Source organism: Pseudomonas rhizophila, assembly GCF_003033885.1.
In the GTDB taxonomy this organism is placed as follows: Bacteria; Pseudomonadota; Gammaproteobacteria; order Pseudomonadales; family Pseudomonadaceae; genus Aquipseudomonas; species Aquipseudomonas rhizophila.
Genome location: NZ_CP024081.1, coordinates 2,944,947 through 2,962,659 on the forward strand (window position 1 = coordinate 2,944,947; position 17,713 = coordinate 2,962,659).

Sequence of the window (17,713 nt, forward strand, 5' to 3'; positions counted from 1 at the left end):
GATGCTGAGAAGTCCAGCGTGAGAACTGCGACCCGTTGCCGCGGTGTTCTGCTTTCCGGCGGGTCTGGATCAAGAGGCTGCTGACTAATTATTTGCCGACGGTATCCGTTCTCAGGGATGAAGGTTTCGGGCGGCAGTCCCGATGCCGAACCGCATTCCGCAGGCCACCAGATACCACTCGCAAGCCGAATTTCAGGCAGGAAACCTCATGACCGACGCGTTCGAACTCCCCAGCACCCTGGCTCATGCCCTTCAGCGCCGCGCCGCGTTGTCGCCGGACCGTGTGGCCTTGCGCTTCCTTGCCGACGTTCCGGAGCAAAGTGTTGTACTGAGTTATCGCGACCTGGACCTGCGTGCCCGGACCATCGCCGCCGCCTTGCAGGCCGAGGCGGCGTTTGGTGACCGTGCGGTTTTGCTGTTTCCCAGTGGCCCGGACTACGTCGCGGCGTTTTTTGGCTGTCTGTACGCGGGTGTGATCGCGGTGCCGGCCTATCCGCCGGAGTCCGCCCGTCGCCACCACCAGGAACGCCTGCTGTCGATCATTGCCGATGCCGAGCCGCGCCTGTTGCTCACCCGCAGCGATCTGCGCGAGCCGCTGCAAGCCATCGAGTCGGCACCGCCGGTGCTGTGCGTCGATAACCTTGATCCGGCCCGCGCCGGGCAATGGCTGCAACCGAATCTGCAGGACCATGACATCGCTTTCCTGCAATACACCTCCGGCTCCACCGCATTGCCCAAGGGGGTGCAGGTCAGCCATGGCAACCTGGTGGCCAACGAATTATTGATCCGCCACGGCTTCGGCATTGATCTGAACCCTGACGACGTGATCGTCAGTTGGCTACCGCTGTACCACGACATGGGCCTGATCGGCGGCCTGTTGCAGCCGGTTTTCAGCGGTGTGCCCTGCGTATTGATGTCGCCCGCATACTTTCTGGCCCGGCCATTGCGCTGGTTGGAGGCGATCAGCGAATACGGCGGCACCATCAGCGGCGGCCCGGACTTCGCCTATCGGCTATGCAGCGAGCGGGTCAGTGAGTCGGCGCTCAAGCGCCTCGACCTGAGCGGCTGGCGCGTGGCTTATTCAGGCTCCGAGCCGATCCGTCTCGACAGCCTGGAACGCTTTGCCGAGAAATTCGCGCCGTGCGGCTTCACGCCGGACAGTTTCATGGCGTCCTATGGCCTGGCTGAAGCGACCTTGTTCGTCGCGGGCACACCGCGCAGTCAAGGCATCCCGTCGTTGCAAATGGACGACACGGCACTGGCGCACCACCGTGCCGAGCCAGGGCAGGGCTGTACGGTGATGAGTTGCGGCGTGAGCCAGCCCGGGCATGCGGTGCTGATCGTCGAGCCCAACACCTTGCAGCCGCTGACCGACAACCGGGTCGGCGAAGTCTGGGCCTGCGGGCCGAGCATTGCGCATGGTTACTGGCGAAATCCTGAGGCCAGCGCCAAGACATTCGTCCAGTACGATGGCCGCACCTGGCTGCGCACCGGCGACTTGGGTTTCCTGCGTGAGGGTGAGCTGTTCATTACCGGCCGCCTGAAGGACCTGATGATCGTGCGCGGTCATAACCTCTATCCCCAGGACATCGAGCAAACCATCGAGCGGGAAGTGGAAGTCGTGCGCAAGGGTCGGGTGGCGGCGTTCGCGGTCGACGATGGCGGCGAAGAAGGCATCGGCATCGCGGCGGAAATCAGCCGCAGCGTGCAGAAGATCCTGCCACCCGAAGCGTTAATCAAAGCCATTCGCCAAGCGGTGGCCGAAGCCTGTCAGCAAGCGCCGAGTGTGGTGGTGTTGCTCAATCCGGGCGCGTTGCCCAAGACCTCCAGCGGCAAGTTGCAACGCTCGGCGTGCCGGACCCGATGGGCCGACGGCAGTCTCGACAGCTATGCGCAGTTCCCTTCAGTCGAGGTTGAAGCAAGCCCTGACGCCCGCTCGTCATCGCCGTTGCAGACATTGATCGGCCAAGTCTGGTGCGAGCAGTTGCAGATTGAACACGTCCATGGCGACGATCATTTCTTCCTGTTGGGCGGTAACTCCATCGCCGCCACTCAAGTGGTCGCGCGGCTGCAAGAAAGGCTGGGGCTGGCGCTGAATCTGCGCTTGTTGTTCGAAGCGCCGACCCTCGCAGCGTTCACGGCAGCGGTGGCGAATCAGCAACTGGAAGGGGGCGAGGCCCAAGGCGTGATCAGCCCGTTACCGCGCCACGAAGCGTTGCCGCAATCCCTTGCCCAGAATCGGTTGTGGATCACCTGGCAACTGGATCCGGCGAGCAGCGCCTACACCATCCCCGGCGGCTTGCACCTGCGCGGTGAGTTGGACGAAGACGCACTACGGGCCAGTTTCCAGCAACTGCTCGAACGCCACGAAGCCCTGCGCACACGATTTCTGGAGCGCGAGGGTGTCGCCCTGCAACAGGTCGATCCGGCCGGTGAGTTCAAGCTGCGCGTGATCGACCTCAGCGACCTGCCCGCCGACCAGCGCGAAGTCCAGGCGCGGCAGATGCGTGACGATGAAGCGGCGCTGCTGTTCGATTTGCAGAAGGGCCCACTGTGGCGGGTCACCTTGTTGCGTCTTGATGAGGGGGACCACCAATTGTTGGTCACGCTACACCACATCATCGCCGACGGCTGGTCGATGAGCGTACTGATCGATGAGTTTTCCCGGTTGTACGCTGCTGCATGCCAGGGGCAGGTCGCCGCGTTGGCGCCGTTGCCGTTGCAGTACGCGGACTACGGCAGTTGGCAGCGCCAGTGGTTGGCTCAAGGGGAGGCCGAGCGGCAACTGACATACTGGAAACAGCAACTGGGCGATGAACATCCGACCCTGACCCTGAGCACGGACCATCCCCGCAGCGCACAACGCCAGCGCAGCGCCGCCCGCCATAGCCTGCGCCTGGACAAAGGCCTCGGCGATGCCTTGCGCCAAGTGGCCCAGGCCCACGATGCAACCCCGTTCATACTGTTGCTGGCGGCCTTCCAGGCGCTGTTGCAGCGTTACACCGGCCAGTCCGACATCCGCATCGGCGTGCCCAACGCCAACCGTCCACGCCTGGAGACCCAGGGGCTGATCGGCTTTTTCATCAATACCCAGGTGCTGCGCGGGCAGGTCGATTCGCGCCAGCCGTTCGCCGCACTGTTGGCCCAGGCCCGGGAAGCTACGCTCGGTGCCCAGGCCCATCAGGACCTGCCGTTCGAGCAACTGCTCGAAGCGTTCCCCCAGGCGCGCGAGCAAGGTCTGTTCCAGGTGATGTTCAACCATCAACAGCGAGACCTGAGCGCCTTGCGTCGTTTGCCGGGGCTGTTGGCCGAGGAGTTGCCGTGGCACAGCCGCGAAGCCAAGTTCGACCTGCAACTGCACAGCGAAGAGGATCGCAACGGCCGGCTGACGCTGTCGTTCGACTACGCCGACGAGCTGTTCGAGGCTCCGACCATCGCGCGGTTGGCGATGCATTACTGCAACCTGTTGCACGCGGTCTGTGCCGATCCGCAGCAGGCCATCGGCGATGTGCCGTTATTGAGCGCCGATGAATACACCCAACAGCAGCAGTGGGGCGCGGCCCCGTGCGCGCCGGCCGGCCAATGGCTACCGGAGCTGTTGAACGAGCAGGCCCGGCGCACGCCGCAACGCACTGCGCTGCTGTGGGACGATGGCTGCCTGGATTACGCCGAGCTGCACACCCAGGCCAATCGCCTGGCCCATTACCTGCGCGACAAAGGCGTCGGTCCGGACGTGTGCGTGGCGATTGCCGCCGAGCGTTCGCCGCAGTTGCTCATCGGTGTCCTGGCGATCCTCAAGGCCGGCGGCGCCTACGTGCCGCTGGATGCCGATTACCCGGCCGAGCGTTTGGCCTACATGCTCAAGGACAGCGGCGTCGATCTGCTGCTGACGCAAACTGCATTGCTTGAACGCTTGCCCCTCTGCGAGGGCGTCAGCGTCATCGCCATGGATGCCTTGCACCTGGAGCAATGGCCGAGCAACCCGCCGGGCTTGCACCTGGATGGCGATCACCTGGCCTACGTGATTTACACGTCCGGCTCCACCGGCCAACCCAAAGGCGTCGGCAACACCCATGGCGCCCTGGCCGAGCGACTGCAATGGATGCAGGACACTTACGGGCTGGACGAAACCGATGTGTTGATGCAAAAGGCGCCGATCAGTTTCGACGTGTCGGTGTGGGAGTGTTTCTGGCCGCTGATCACCGGTTGCCAACTGGTGCTGGCCGGCCCTGGCGAACACCGTGACCCGCACCGCATCGCGCAGTTGGTCCAACAATTTGGCGTGACCACGCTGCACTTCGTGCCGCCGCTGCTCAGCCTGTTTATCGACGAGCCCCTGAGCGCCCGCTGCACCAGCCTGCGCCGGGTCTTCTGTGGCGGTGAGGCCTTGCCGGCCGAACTGCGCAACCGCGTGCTGGCGCAGCTGCCGTCGGCGCAATTGCACAACCGTTATGGCCCGACCGAAACCGCCATCAACGTCACCCACTGGCATTGTAGCGTCGCCGACGGCGAGCGCTCGCCCATCGGCCGGCCGCTGGGCAATGTGGTGTGCCGCGTGCTCGACAGTGAACTCAACCCCGTGCCCGCCGGTGTGCCGGGTGAATTGTGTATCGGCGGCCTGGGGCTGGCTCGGGGTTACCTCGGGCGTCCGGGTTTGAGCGCCGAGCGCTTTATCGCCGACCCGCTGGGCGTGGCGGGCACGCGGTTGTATCGCAGCGGTGACCGGGTGCGCTGGAGCGCCGATGGCGTGATCGAATACCTTGGCCGTCTCGACCAACAGGTCAAGCTGCGCGGCTTCAGGGTCGAACCACAGGAAATCGAAGCGCGGCTGCTGGCCCAGGACGGCGTGGCCCAAGTGGCGGTGCTGGTACGCGAGACCTCGGCCGGCCCGCAACTGATCGGCTATTACACCGCTTGCGATGTCGGGCAAGATCAGGACCTCCAAAACGCCCGACTCAACGCCGCCCTGGCCGCCGAACTGCCGGACTACATGGTGCCCGCGCAATTGCTGCGCCTGGACGCCATGCCCCTGAGCCCCAGCGGCAAACTCGACCGTCGTGCCTTGCCCGAACCGCACTGGCAAGTACGTGAACACGTCGAGCCGGTCAGTGCCCTCGAGCAGCAGGTCGCTGGCATTTGGCGCGACGTGCTGGGGCTCGACCGCATCGGTCTGCGGGACGACTTTTTTGCACTGGGCGGTCATTCGCTGCTGGCGACCCAGATCATTTCCCGCACCCGCCAGGCCTGCGATATCGAGCTGCCGTTGCGCACCTTGTTCGAGGCCAGCGAGTTGGGTGCGTTCGCCGAACAGGTGCGCTTGATAAAGGCCAGCGGCCAGACCAACCGGCAACCGCCGATCGAGAAGGTCGATCGCAGCCAACCGGTGCCGTTGTCTTATTCCCAGCAGCGCATGTGGTTCCTCTGGCAAATGGAGCCCGACAGCCCGGCCTACAACGTCGGCGGCATGGCGCGGTTGCGCGGGGTGCTGGATGTCGGGCGTTTCGAGGCGGCGTTGCAGGCGTTGGTCCTGCGCCATGAAACCCTGCGCACCACTTTCCCCAGCGTCGATGGCGTGCCCCGGCAACAGGTGCACGCCAACACCGGCCTGCGCATGGACTGGCAAGATTTCTCGACGTTGGCCGTCGATATTCGCCAACAGCGGGTGCAGCAACTGGCCGACAGCGAAGCCCACAAACCCTTCGACCTGGAAACCGGGCCATTGCTGCGGGTCTGTCTGGTCAAGACCGCCGAGCAGGAACATTACCTGGTGCTGACCCTGCACCACATCGTCACCGAAGGCTGGGCAATGGATATTTTTGCCCGGGAACTGAGTGCGCTGTACGAAGCCTTTATCGACGACCGTGAATCGCCACTGGAACCCTTGCCGGTGCAGTACCTGGACTACAGCGTCTGGCAGCGCCAGTGGCTGGAGTCTGGCGAGCGTCAACGGCAACTGGACTACTGGACCACACAACTGGGTCGCGAACACCCGTTGCTCGAATTGCCGGGCGACCGTCCGCGTCCGCTGGTGCAAAGCCATCGCGGTGAATTGTTCAGATTCGACCTCAGTGATGATCTCGCCTCCCGAGTCCGCGCCTTCAACGCGCAACAGGGCTTAACCCTGTTCATGACCATGACCGCCGCCCTGGCCGTGCTGCTTTATCGCTACAGCGGCCAGACCGACCTGCGCATCGGCGCGCCGGTGGCCAACCGCATCCGTCCGGAAAGCGAAGGGCTGATCGGTGCGTTCCTCAATACCCAGGTACTGCGCTGCCAGCTCGATGGGCAAATGTCGGTGGCTGAGTTGTTCGAGCAAGTGCGTCAGACGGTGATCGAAGGCCAGTCCCATCAGGATTTGCCGTTCGATCATCTGGTCGAAGCCCTGCAACCACCGCGCAGTGCCGCGTACAACCCGCTGTTCCAGGTGATGTGCAACGTGCAGCGCTGGGAGTTTCAGCAGAGCCGCACGCTGGCCGGGATGAGCGTCGAATACCTGGCCAACGACGCCCGGGCCACCAAGTTCGACCTGAATCTGGAAGTCACCGACCTGGACCATCGCCTGGGTTGTTGCCTGACCTACAGCACCGACCTGTTCGACGAACCGCGCATCGCCCGCATGGCCGGACACTGGCGCAATCTGCTGGAGGCACTGCTGGCCGGTCCGACCCAGCGGCTAAGCGAATTGCCGTTGCTCGATGCCCGCGAGCAGCAACAGATGCTCGACAGCCTCGGCGTCGAACCCGGCGAACACCGCCTGGATCAATGCATCCATCAACTGTTCAGCGAACAGGCCCTGGCGCGCCCCGACGCACCGGCCCTGACCTTTGCCGGGCAGACCCTGACTTACGCCGAACTCGAACGCCGTGCCAACCGCCTGGCCTGGATGCTGCGCGAGCGCGGCGTCGGGCCGCAGGTGCGGGTGGGCCTGGCCCTGGAACGGTCGCTGGAGATGGTCGTTGGCCTGTTGGCGATCCTCAAGGCCGGCGGCGCCTACGTGCCGCTGGACCCGGAATACCCGCTGGACCGTTTGCATTACATGATCCAAGACAGTGGTCTCGGTCTGCTGCTCAGCGACCGGGCGATGTTCCAGGCCCTGGGCCCATTGCCGGCCGGTGTAGAGGGCTGGTGCCTGGAGGACGATAGCCCGGCCCTGGCCGGCTACCCGGACCAGGCACCGCCGCTGATCAACCTGCCGCAGCATCAGGCCTACCTGATCTACACCTCAGGTTCCACTGGCAAGCCCAAGGGCGTGGTGGTGTCCCACGGTGAAATCGCCATGCACTGCCAGGCGGTGATCCAGCGTTTCGGCATGCGCCCGGACGATTGCGAGCTGCATTTCTATTCCATCAACTTCGACGCCGCCACCGAGCGCCTGCTGGTGCCGCTGCTCAGCGGTGCCCAGGTGGTGCTGCGCGCACAAGGGCAGTGGGACGCCGAACAGATCTGCGGGCTGATTCGCGAACAGCGCATCAACATCCTCGGCTTCACCCCCAGCTACGGCAGCCAGTTGGCGCAATGGCTGGCGACCCAGGGACAAACCCTGCCGGTGCGCATGTGCATCACCGGTGGCGAAGCCCTGACCGGCGAGCATTTGCAACGCATCCGGGCGGCGTTCAAGCCGCGCCTGTTCTTCAACGCCTATGGCCCGACCGAAACCGTGGTCATGCCACTGGCGAGTCTGGCCCCTGAGCAACTGGAAGAGGGCGCGGCGAGTGTGCCGATTGGCAGCGTGGTCGGCGCGCGGGTGGCCTATATCCTCGATGCCGACCTGGCCCTGGTGCCCCAAGGCGCTACCGGGGAGTTGTACGTCGGCGGCGCGGGATTGGCCCAGGGCTATCACCAGCGTCCGGGCATGACCGCCGAACGCTTCGTCGCCGATCCGTTTGCCGTCGATGGCGGACGGCTGTACCGCACCGGTGACCTGGTGCGCCAGCGCGTCGATGGTCAGGTGGAGTATTTGGGGCGGATCGACCATCAGGTGAAGATTCGCGGTTTCCGCATCGAACTGGGGGAAATCGAAAGCCGCCTGCTGGAACATGACGCCGTGCGCGAGGCGGTGGTACTGGCGCTCGATCTGCCAGGCGGCAAGCAACTGGCCGGCTACCTAGTGACCGACGTCGTTGAACAGGACACCGAGCAACAAGCGGCCCTGCGCGAAGCGCTGAAAAATCACCTCAAGGCTCAACTGCCGGACTACATGGTGCCCACCCACCTGATCCTGCTGGCGAGCATGCCGCTGACCGCCAATGGCAAGCTCGACCGGCGTGCCTTGCCAATGCCGGATCCTGAGCTCAATCGCCAACATTACCTGGCACCTAGCAGTGCCCTGGAGCAGGCCCTGGCGGCGATCTGGTGCGACGTACTGAACGTGAAGCAGGTCGGCCTGAACGACAACTTCTTCGAACTGGGCGGCGACTCGATCCTGTCCATCCAGGTCGTCAGCCGTGCCCGGCAACAGGGCATTCACTTCACGCCCCGTGACCTGTTCCAGCACCAGACCGTGCAGGCCCTGGCCTGTGTTGCCAGCCACAGTCAGTCAGTGAGCGCCGAGCAGGGGCTGCTCGCCGGTGAGTCGGCGCTGACGCCGATCCAGCATTGGTTCTTCGATAGCAGGATTGCCAACCGTCACCACTGGAACCAGGCGTTGTTGCTGGAGCCGGCCATTACCCTGCAACCCTCCGTGCTGGAACAGGCACTGCGCAGCATTTTCCAACAGCACGATGCGTTGCGCCTGGGCTTTGCCGAAATGGCCGGGCATTGGCGCGCCGAGCACCGACCATTGTCCGAAGCGGCGCTGTTGCGGCAGGTGGACGTGGAGAGTGAGCAGGCCTGTGAAACGGTGTTTGCCCAGACGCAGCGCAGCCTGAATCTGTCGAGCGGGCCTTTGCTGCGCGCGGTGCTGGCGCAGTTGCCCGATGGCCGCCAACGTCTGCTGATCGTCATCCATCACCTGGTCGTTGATGGTGTGTCGTGGCGGGTGTTGATGGATGACTTGCAAACGCTCTACCGCCAGATCAGCGCCGGGCAAACCGCAGACCTGCCGGCCAAGACCAGCCCGTTCCGGGATTGGGCCGCACGCTTGCAGGCCTACGCCGGCAGCGAGTCGCTGCGCGAGGAACTGGGTTGGTGGCAAGCGCGGTTGAGCGGCCCGGATGTGGCGCTGCCCTGCGCCCATCCTGACGGCGGGCTTGAGGAACGTCACGCCGAAACCGTCAGCGTGCGCCTGGACGCCGAGCGCACCGGGCAATTGTTGCAACAGGCACCGCGGGCCTACCGCACCCAGGTCAACGACCTGCTGCTCACCGCCCTGGCCCGGGTGCTGTGTCGCTGGAGCGGCCACGCATCGGCGCTGATCCAGCTCGAAGGGCACGGCCGTGAGGCGCTGTTCGATGACATCGACCTGACCCGTACGGTGGGTTGGTTCACCAGCGTTTATCCGTTGCGCCTGAGCCCGGCGGGTGACGATTTCGGCACCTCGATCAAGGCCATCAAGGAACAACTGCGCGCGGTGCCTCACAAGGGCCTCGGTTACGGCGTGCTGCGCTACCTGGCTGACGCCGCGACGCGCCAGGCGATGGCCGGCCTGCCGCACGCGGCGATCACCTTCAACTACCTGGGGCAGCTCGATCAGACCCTGGGCCACGACGCGCTGTTCCAGCCGCTGGACGCTGCGTTGGGGGCGATCCACGACCCCGATGCGCCGCTGCCCAACGAGCTGAGTGTCGACAGTCAGGTCAGCGGCGGCGAGCTGGTGCTGCGCTGGACGTTCAGCGCTGAGCGGCACGACCGCCAGGCCATCGCTGCGCTGGCCGATGCCTACCTCGATGAGCTGCAGGGCCTGATCGAACATTGCCTGACGGACGCGGCGGGCGGCCTGACGCCCTCGGACTTCCCCCTGGCGAAACTGACCCAGGCCCAACTCGACAGCCTGCCGGTGCCGGCCGCGCAGATCGAAGATGTCTACCCGCTGACGCCGATGCAGGAGGGCATGCTGCTGCACACATTGCTGGAGCCAGGCACGGGCCTGTACTACATGCAGGACCGCTACCGCATCAACAGCGAACTGGATCGGCAACGTTTCGCTCAAGCCTGGCAAGCCGTGATCGCTCGTCATGAAGCCTTGCGCGCGTCGTTCTGCTGGAATGTCGGCGAAGAAATGCTGCAAATCATCCACAAGCCTGGCAGCACGCCAGTGGATTATCTGGACTGGTGTGAAGTGCCCGAGGATCAGCAGGACGCCAAACTCCAGGCGTTGCTCAAGCACGAGCGCGAGGCCGGTTTCGATCTGTTGAACCAGGCCCCGTTCCACTTGCGCCTGATCCGGGTTGGCGCGGCGCGTTACTGGTTCATGATGAGCAACCACCACATCCTGATCGATGCCTGGTGCCGTTCGTTGCTGATGGAGGATTTCTTCGAGATCTACACCGCCCTTGGCGAACACCGCGAACCGCGACTGGCCGAGCCGCCGCGTTATCGCGATTACATCGGCTGGTTACAACACCAGAGTCTGGCCGAGGCGCGGCAATGGTGGACGCGCAACCTGCAAGGTTTCGAACGGACCACGCCGATCCCCACCGACCGGCCGTTGCTGCGTGAACACGCCGGTGACAGCGGCGGCATGATTGTCGGCGACTGCTACACCCGCCTCGATGTCCACGACGGTGCCCGGTTGCGCGAACTGGCCCAGGCTCATCAACTGACGGTCAACACCTTCGCTCAGGCCGCGTGGGCGCTGGTGCTGCAGCGGGTGAGCGGCGATCGGGACGTGCTGTTCGGCGTCACCGTGGCCGGACGCCCGGTGGAACTGCCGCAAATGCAACGCACCGTCGGCCTGTTCATCAACAGCATCGCCTTGCGCGTGCGGATGCCCGACGATCATCAGCGTTGCAGTGTGCGCCAATGGCTCAGTGAGTTGCTCGACAGCAACATGCAACTGCGCGAGTACGAATACCTGCCATTGGTGAGCATCCAGGAAGTCAGCGAACTGCCCAAGGGCCAACCGTTGTTTGACAGTCTGTTCGTGTTTGAGAACGCGCCGGTGGAAGTTTCGGTGCTGGATCGCGCCCAAAGCCTCAACGCCACCTCTGACTCGGGCCGCACCCACACCAACTTCCCGCTCACGGCGGTCTGCTACCCGGGGGATGACTTGGGGTTGCATCTGTCCTACGACCAGCGTTACTTCGATGAATCCACTGTCCAGGGCTTGCTGGGTGAGTTCAAGCGCTTGCTGCTGGTACTGATGGAAGGTTTTCACGGTGACATGGCCGAGCTGCCGCTGATTGGCGCCCAGGAGCAGGACTTCCTGATCGAAGGCTGCAACCAGAGCGAGCGTGCCTATGCGTTGGAGCAAAGTTACGTCGAGCTGTTCGAGGCCCGGGTCGCGGCCCATCCGCAACGGGTGGCCGCCACCTGCCTGGACAGGACGTACAGCTACGCCGAGTTGAATGCACGGAGCAACCGCCTCGGCCATGCCTTGATCGCGTCGGGCGTGGGCCTCGATCAACCGGTGGCGTTGCTGGCCGAGCGCGACCTGGACCTGCTCGGCATGATCATCGGCAGCTTCAAGGCCGGTGCCGGTTACCTGCCGCTGGACCCAGGCCTGCCGAGTCAGCGTCTGAGCCGCATCATTGAGCTGAGCCGCACGCCGCTGCTGGTCTGCACCCAGGCCTGTCATGCCCAGGCGCTGGCGCTGCTGGACGAGTTCGCCTGTTCCGGGCGACCGAAGTTGCTGGTGTGGGAAAGTATCCAGGCCAGCGATGTTTCGCAGCAAAACCCTGGCATCTACAGCGGCCCGGACAACCTGGCGTACGTGATCTACACCTCGGGCTCCACCGGGTTGCCCAAAGGCGTCATGGTGGAACAACGCGGCATGCTCAACAACCAGCTCAGCAAGGTGCCGTACCTGGCCTTGAGCGAGACTGACGTGATCGCCCAGACCGCCTCCCAGAGTTTCGACATTTCCGTCTGGCAGTTCCTCGCCGCGCCGTTGTTCGGCGCCCGGGTGGACATCGTGCCCAACGTTATCGCCCACGACCCGCAAGGGCTGCTCGAGCATGTGCAACGCCAGGCCATCACGGTGCTGGAAAGCGTGCCGTCACTGATCCAGGGCATGCTCGCCCAGGAACGCATCGGCCTGGACGGCCTGCGCTGGATGCTGCCCACTGGTGAAGCGATGCCGCCGGAGCTGGCCCATCAATGGTTGTTGCGTTACCCGGACATTGGCCTGGTTAACGCCTATGGCCCGGCGGAATGCTCCGATGACGTGGCGTTCTTCCGGGTCGACATGGCCTCGACCCGTGGCAGCTACCTGCCGATTGGTACGCCCACCGACAACAACCGTTTGTACTTGCTCGATGGTGCGCTGGACCTGGTGCCGCTGGGTGCGGTGGGCGAGTTGTGCGTGGCAGGCACCGGGGTAGGGCGCGGTTACGTCAGTGACCCATTGCGCACTGCCCCAGTGTTTGTGCCCAACCCGTTTGGTGCGCCAGGGGAGCGCTTGTACCGCACTGGCGACCTGGCGCGGCGGCGTCGCGACGGCGTGCTGGAGTACGTTGGACGCATCGATCATCAGGTGAAGATTCGTGGTTACCGCATCGAACTGGGGGAAATCGAAGCGCGCCTGCATGAACAGCCCGAGGTCCGCGATGGCGCGGTGGGGGTACAGGAAGGCGCCAACGGCAAGCATCTGGTGGGCTATCTGGTCGCCGCCGATTCGGCATTGAAGCCGACCGAACGCCTGGAACGCATCAAGCAGCGTCTGCGCGCCGAACTGCCGGAATACATGGTACCGCTGCACTGGCTGTGGCTTGAGCGCTTGCCCCTCAACGCCAACGGCAAACTCGACCGCAACGCCTTGCCGGCCTTGGAAATCGGCCAGTTGCACCGCCAGGATTACCAGGCGCCAGGCAATGAGCTGGAGCAGACCCTGGCGGACATCTGGGCCCAGGTGCTCAAGGTCGAGCGGGTGGGGGTGCGAGACAATTTCTTCGAACTGGGCGGCCACTCGTTACTGGCGACGCAAATCGCTTCGCGGGTGCAAAAGGCCCTGCAACGCAATGTGCCGCTGCGGGCGATGTTCGAGTGCAGCACGGTGCAGGAACTGGCCGAATACATCGATGGGCTGGCGGCGAGTGAAATCACCGAGGAGAAGGTGGATCGGTTGAATGATTTGATGGCGCAATTGGAAGGATTGTAGTTCTGCGGCGTCTATAAGAGGCCTCATCGCGAGCAGGCTCGCTCCCACAATGGATTTGTGATCGACGCAAATCCCCGGTGGGAGCGAGCCTGCTCGCGATGGCGTCATTACTAACACCGCAAAGCCCAAGGTTGACGCCTCGCCCTGTACGGCTCAGTCTCCCAAGGCTTTTTCTCCATTCAACACAAGGAGGTCATCAATGCCTTTTGCAACCCTTGATGGGCAATCACTTCACTACCTGGACCAAGGCCAGGGCCCGGTGGTGCTGCTGGGCAGCAGCTACCTGTGGGATCACACCATGTGGGCGCCGCAGATCGAGGCACTGTCCCGGCATTACCGGGTGATCGCCCTGGACCTTTGGGGCCACGGCCAGTCCGGGCGTTTGCCTGAGGGCATGAAATCCCTGGACGATCTGGCCCGCCAGGCACTGGCGTTGATGGATCATCTGGAGGTCGATTGCTTCAGTCTGGTGGGGCTTTCGGTGGGCGGGATGTGGGGCGCACGGCTGGCGCTGATGGCGCCCAAGCGGCTTGAGGCGTTGGTGTTGATGGACACTTACGTGGGGGTCGAACCTGAACCGACTCGCCAGTATTACTTTTCGTTGTTCGACAAGATCGAAGCCAGCGGCAGCATCCCCGAGCCGTTGCTGGACATTGTCGTGCCGATCTTTTTCCGGTCGGGCATCGATCCGCAGTCAGCGCTCTACCAGCAGTTCCGCGCCACGCTGGCTGCACTGCCGGCCGACCGCCTGCGCGACAGTATCGTGCCGTTGGGACGGATCATTTTTGGTCGGGACGACATCCTGCCGCGCCTGCCTGAGCTCGACGCCGGGCGCACGCTGGTGATGTGCGGCGACCAGGACAAACCGCGACCACCGTCCGAGGCGCTGGAAATGGCTGAGCTGATTGGCTGCCCGCATGTGCTGATTCCAGAGGCTGGGCATATCTCCAACCTGGAAAACCCGGAATTCGTCACCCGAGCCTTGCTGGAGTTTCTGCGCAGCTGACCTGACGCCATCGCGAGCAGGCTCGCTCCCACATTTTGATCTGTGCCTGACGCTGAATTTGTCGTCGCCACATATCCCCTGTGGGAGCGAGCCTGCTCGCGATGAGGCCCTCTAGGTCGATCTCACTTCGGCCCGAGAATCTTCACCAGCTTGTCCGGCGACGGTGCGCCTTGCTGCTGTTGCAGTTCGCCCTTGTCATCCAGGTAGAAAATCGCCGGGGTGGCGGACAGTTCCAGTTCTTCCATCAACTGCAGGTTGGCGTCCAGTTTTGCCTGGATGGCCGGCGGTATGTTTTTGAGGGGTTTGAGCGCGCTGCCCTTGCCGGCCTTCTCGTGGGTTTCCAAGGCCTGCTCAGGGTCCTTGGCCGCCAGCAATGCGGCGGATTTTCCTGGGCTGTCTTCACGGATGATGCCCACCATGATGTGGCGTAACTGCACCTTGCCGGCTTTGACCCATGGCCGTGCCTGTTCCCAGAACATGTTGCAGTACGGGCAGTTCGGGTCACTGAACAGATAGACGGTGCGCGGCGCGTCCTTGCTGCCGTCGGCGATCCAGTTGCTCGCTTCCATCTTCCCCCAGATGGCCTTGGCCATTGGGGCATAGACCAGCTTTTGCAGCGGCTCGGCGCTCAGGTCCTTGCCGTCGGCGTCGTACAGGTTGCCCAGCAAGACATGCTGGCCATCGGGTGTCAGGTACAGCGCCATCCCACGGTTCTGGTATTGCGCCGCGTAACCGCGCAATCCGTCCGGCGCCTCGAACGTGCCGACGATTTTCGCGCCCTTGGCTTCGATTTTCTTGATGGCCGCGGGCAGTTCTTCGGCGTGCAGCAGCGGTGCCTGCGACAGCGTGGCGGCGACGGCCAGGGTCAGCAAGTGGCGGAGGCGGGGCATGAGGGTTTCCTTGTGGCGGAGTGGGGAGCCGAGGTTGAATCCGGCGTTTCGAAGTTCTCCAGGGCGCGGGCCAGGCTCGCTTCTGACAATTCGCCCAAGTGACTGTCCAGCAGGCGGCCGTCGGCGCTGTAGAACAAGGTGGTTGGCAGTGCCATGGAACCGACGGCTTGACCGAGGCGACCGCTGCCATCAAACAGCACGTTGTCCAGGCTCAAGCCCTGGGTGGCCAGATAAGTGCTGACGCTTTGCATGCTTTCGGCCTGGTTGACGAACAGGAACGTCAGGTCCGGGCGCTGCTGCTGGGCCTCTTCCAGCACGGGCATTTCGCGCCGGCAGGGTGGGCACCAGGTGGCCCAGAGGTTGATCACCAGGGGCCCGCCCTGATAATCGGTGAGTTTCACCGTCTCGCCGTTGGCGTTACGCAGATTGATTTCCGGCAGTCGGGTGCCTTGTTCATAGATCGTCAACGACATCGTCGCCACCAGCCAGAACAACAGGCCGCTGCCCACGCCGAAACCCAACGGCCGGCGCAAGGCCGGTCGGTGCCGGCTCCACAGCAACGCGCCAATCACCAGCGCGACAATCCCCGGCCAGGCCAGGAAACCGCCGTCGCGCAGGTCGACGATCTGCCACAGGTCATCCTGGTAGTGGTTCCAGTAGGCGCCGACGAAGCCGATCCGTGCGGCCAGAAGCCCCAGCAAAAACAGCACGAACAGCACCGATTCCGGGTTTTCGCCACCGCGCTTGGCTACTCGCCAGCCCACCAGGGTCGCCAGTGCCAACGCGCTGATCAGCAATAGATGGTTAAGCGCAATGGCAAAGGTGCCGAGGGTAAACGTCAGCATCAGCGCGCGTTCCGAGTCATGTTCCAGTGCTCCAGGAATTCCTTGGCATTGACTTCCCCGGTGATCCGCTGGCTGCGCCGCTCTTGACCGTCGGCGCCAATCCACAGCAGGCTCGGTGGCCCCGGCACTTGATAGCGGCCCAGCAGTTCGCGACTGGCGGCATTGTCGGCGGTGACGTCCAGACGCACCAGACGTACGTCTTTCAAGGCGTCCAGCACATCGGCGCGACCGAACACCTGTTTTTCCATGATCTTGCAGGACACGCACCAGTCGGCGTAGTAGTCCAGCAGGACCCATTGGCCCTGAGCCTTGGCCGCATCCAGTTCCCGTTGCAGGGCGGCAGGCTCGCTGACCGTGATAAAGGCATCATGGGCGCTGACGGCCGAGCTTTCCGAGGTGCCGGCATAGACCTCCAGGGGCTGGAAGAAATCATCGCCGCCACCTGCCGCGCCGATCACCAGCAGGCTGCCCCACAGACCGAACAGCAGCGACGCGCTGCCGCATACATAGGCTGTGCGACCGAAACCTTCGGTCTGCCGCCAGGCGCTATAGGCGGCAATCAACAACAGCGTGCCCCACAGGCCGATCCACAGCGAGCCGTCGATGACCGGGCGAATCATGAGGATCGCGGTGCCCAGGAACAGGAAACCGAACACGCCCTTGAGCACATTCATCCAGGCGCCGGGTTTGGGCAGGAAACGATTGCCCACGGTCACCAATAGCAACAGCGGCAGGCCAATGCCCACGCCCATGGCGAACAGGATCAGCCCGCCGTGCAACGCATTGCCGCTTTGGGCGATGTACAGCAGCGCACCGGCCAGCGGGGCAGTCATGCACGGGCCCACCAACAGGCCGGACAAGGCTCCGAGAATACCGGCGCCCACCAGGCTGCCGCCGCGGCGCTGGCGTCCGGCACTTTCCAGGCGGTCGCGCAGGGCGGCCGGTAACTGCAATTCGAAAAAACCGAACATCGGTAGCGCCAGCACCACGAAGATCGCCGCGAAAGTGCCCAGCAGCCACGGTTGTTGCAGCAGTGCCTGAAGGTTGGCCCCCAGCAGCGCGGCGATTACGCCCATGGCGGCATACACCAGGGCCATGCTGATCACGTAGCTGATGGCCAATGCCAATCCACGCCGAGGGCTGGCACCGCTGCCCACCACCACCCCGGCCAGGATCGGCAGCATGGGCAGCGAGCACGGCGTAAACGCCAGCAACAGGCCCAGGCCAAAGAACACCAGCAGGCTCCAGCCCAAGGCCCGTTGCTGCAGGCCGCTGGCCAGGGCCTGGTCCGGCGCCTCGCCATTGGCAACCGCTGGTGCAGTGCCACCCAGGTCCACCACTTGGGTCTGGGGTGGATAGCACAAGCCCGCGTCGGCGCAGCCCTGGAAGCCGACCTTGATCTTGCCGGTGGCGCCGGCGGGAATCTTCAGTTCCAGCGCCTGACGATAAACCTGTTGATCGCCAAAAAACTCGTCGCTATGGGCTTCACCCTCCGGCAACTTCGGCTTTTGCGCCTCGGCAAGACCGTCGAATTTGAGTCGCTGCTGATACAGGTAGTAGCCGTCGGCAATCTGCCAGAACAACTGGGTTTCACCGGAGTCCAGGCGTTCGGAGGTGAACACGAAGGCTTTTTCCACCGGCAGGAAATCGGTTTTGGTCTCGAAGGGATTGGCGGCCTGGGCCAGGCCCGAGATCAGGAGCAGCCACAGCAAAAACAATCGACGCATGGATAAAGCCTTAGAACGGAGCAAGTGGAATGCACGATGGCGACTGGCGA

At 63.9% G+C, this 17,713-nt stretch carries 5 protein-coding genes; 2 read left to right on the top strand and 3 right to left on the bottom strand.

The window, feature by feature from the left end:
* The first annotated feature begins 208 nt into the window (after positions 1-208).
* Together CRX69_RS13895 and CRX69_RS13900 are read left to right on the top strand one after the other, a co-directional pair.
* Positions 209-13,195, top strand: coding sequence for a non-ribosomal peptide synthetase (locus CRX69_RS13895; RefSeq protein ID WP_107322186.1), 12,987 nt, complete (start codon positions 209-211; stop codon positions 13,193-13,195).
* A 199-nt stretch (positions 13,196-13,394) separates the two neighbouring features.
* Positions 13,395-14,201, top strand: coding sequence for an alpha/beta fold hydrolase (locus CRX69_RS13900; protein ID WP_076385671.1), 807 nt, complete (start codon positions 13,395-13,397; stop codon positions 14,199-14,201).
* 122 nt (positions 14,202-14,323) lie between these two features.
* Here CRX69_RS13900 and dsbG read toward each other — a convergent pair whose 3' ends face one another.
* From dsbG to dsbD, 3 genes are read right to left on the bottom strand one after another with little or no spacing between them, the layout of a single operon-like run.
* Positions 14,324-15,091 (bottom strand): thiol:disulfide interchange protein DsbG, encoded by a 768-nt coding sequence (gene dsbG, locus CRX69_RS13905; RefSeq protein WP_076385669.1) that lies wholly within the window; start codon positions 15,089-15,091, stop codon positions 14,324-14,326.
* Positions 15,067-15,936 carry a TlpA disulfide reductase family protein gene (locus CRX69_RS13910; RefSeq protein ID WP_107322187.1) on the bottom strand — a complete coding sequence of 290 codons (870 nt, stop codon included), beginning with the start codon at positions 15,934-15,936 and terminating at the stop codon, positions 15,067-15,069. Before CRX69_RS13910 ends, dsbG begins: the two co-directional genes overlap by 25 nt.
* A complete protein-coding gene (gene dsbD, locus CRX69_RS13915; protein ID WP_107322188.1) occupies positions 15,936-17,663 on the bottom strand; it encodes a protein-disulfide reductase DsbD in 1,728 nt (575 codons plus the stop codon). The genes CRX69_RS13910 and dsbD overlap by 1 nt, the downstream gene beginning before the upstream one ends.
* Between the last annotated feature and the right edge of the window lie 50 nt (positions 17,664-17,713).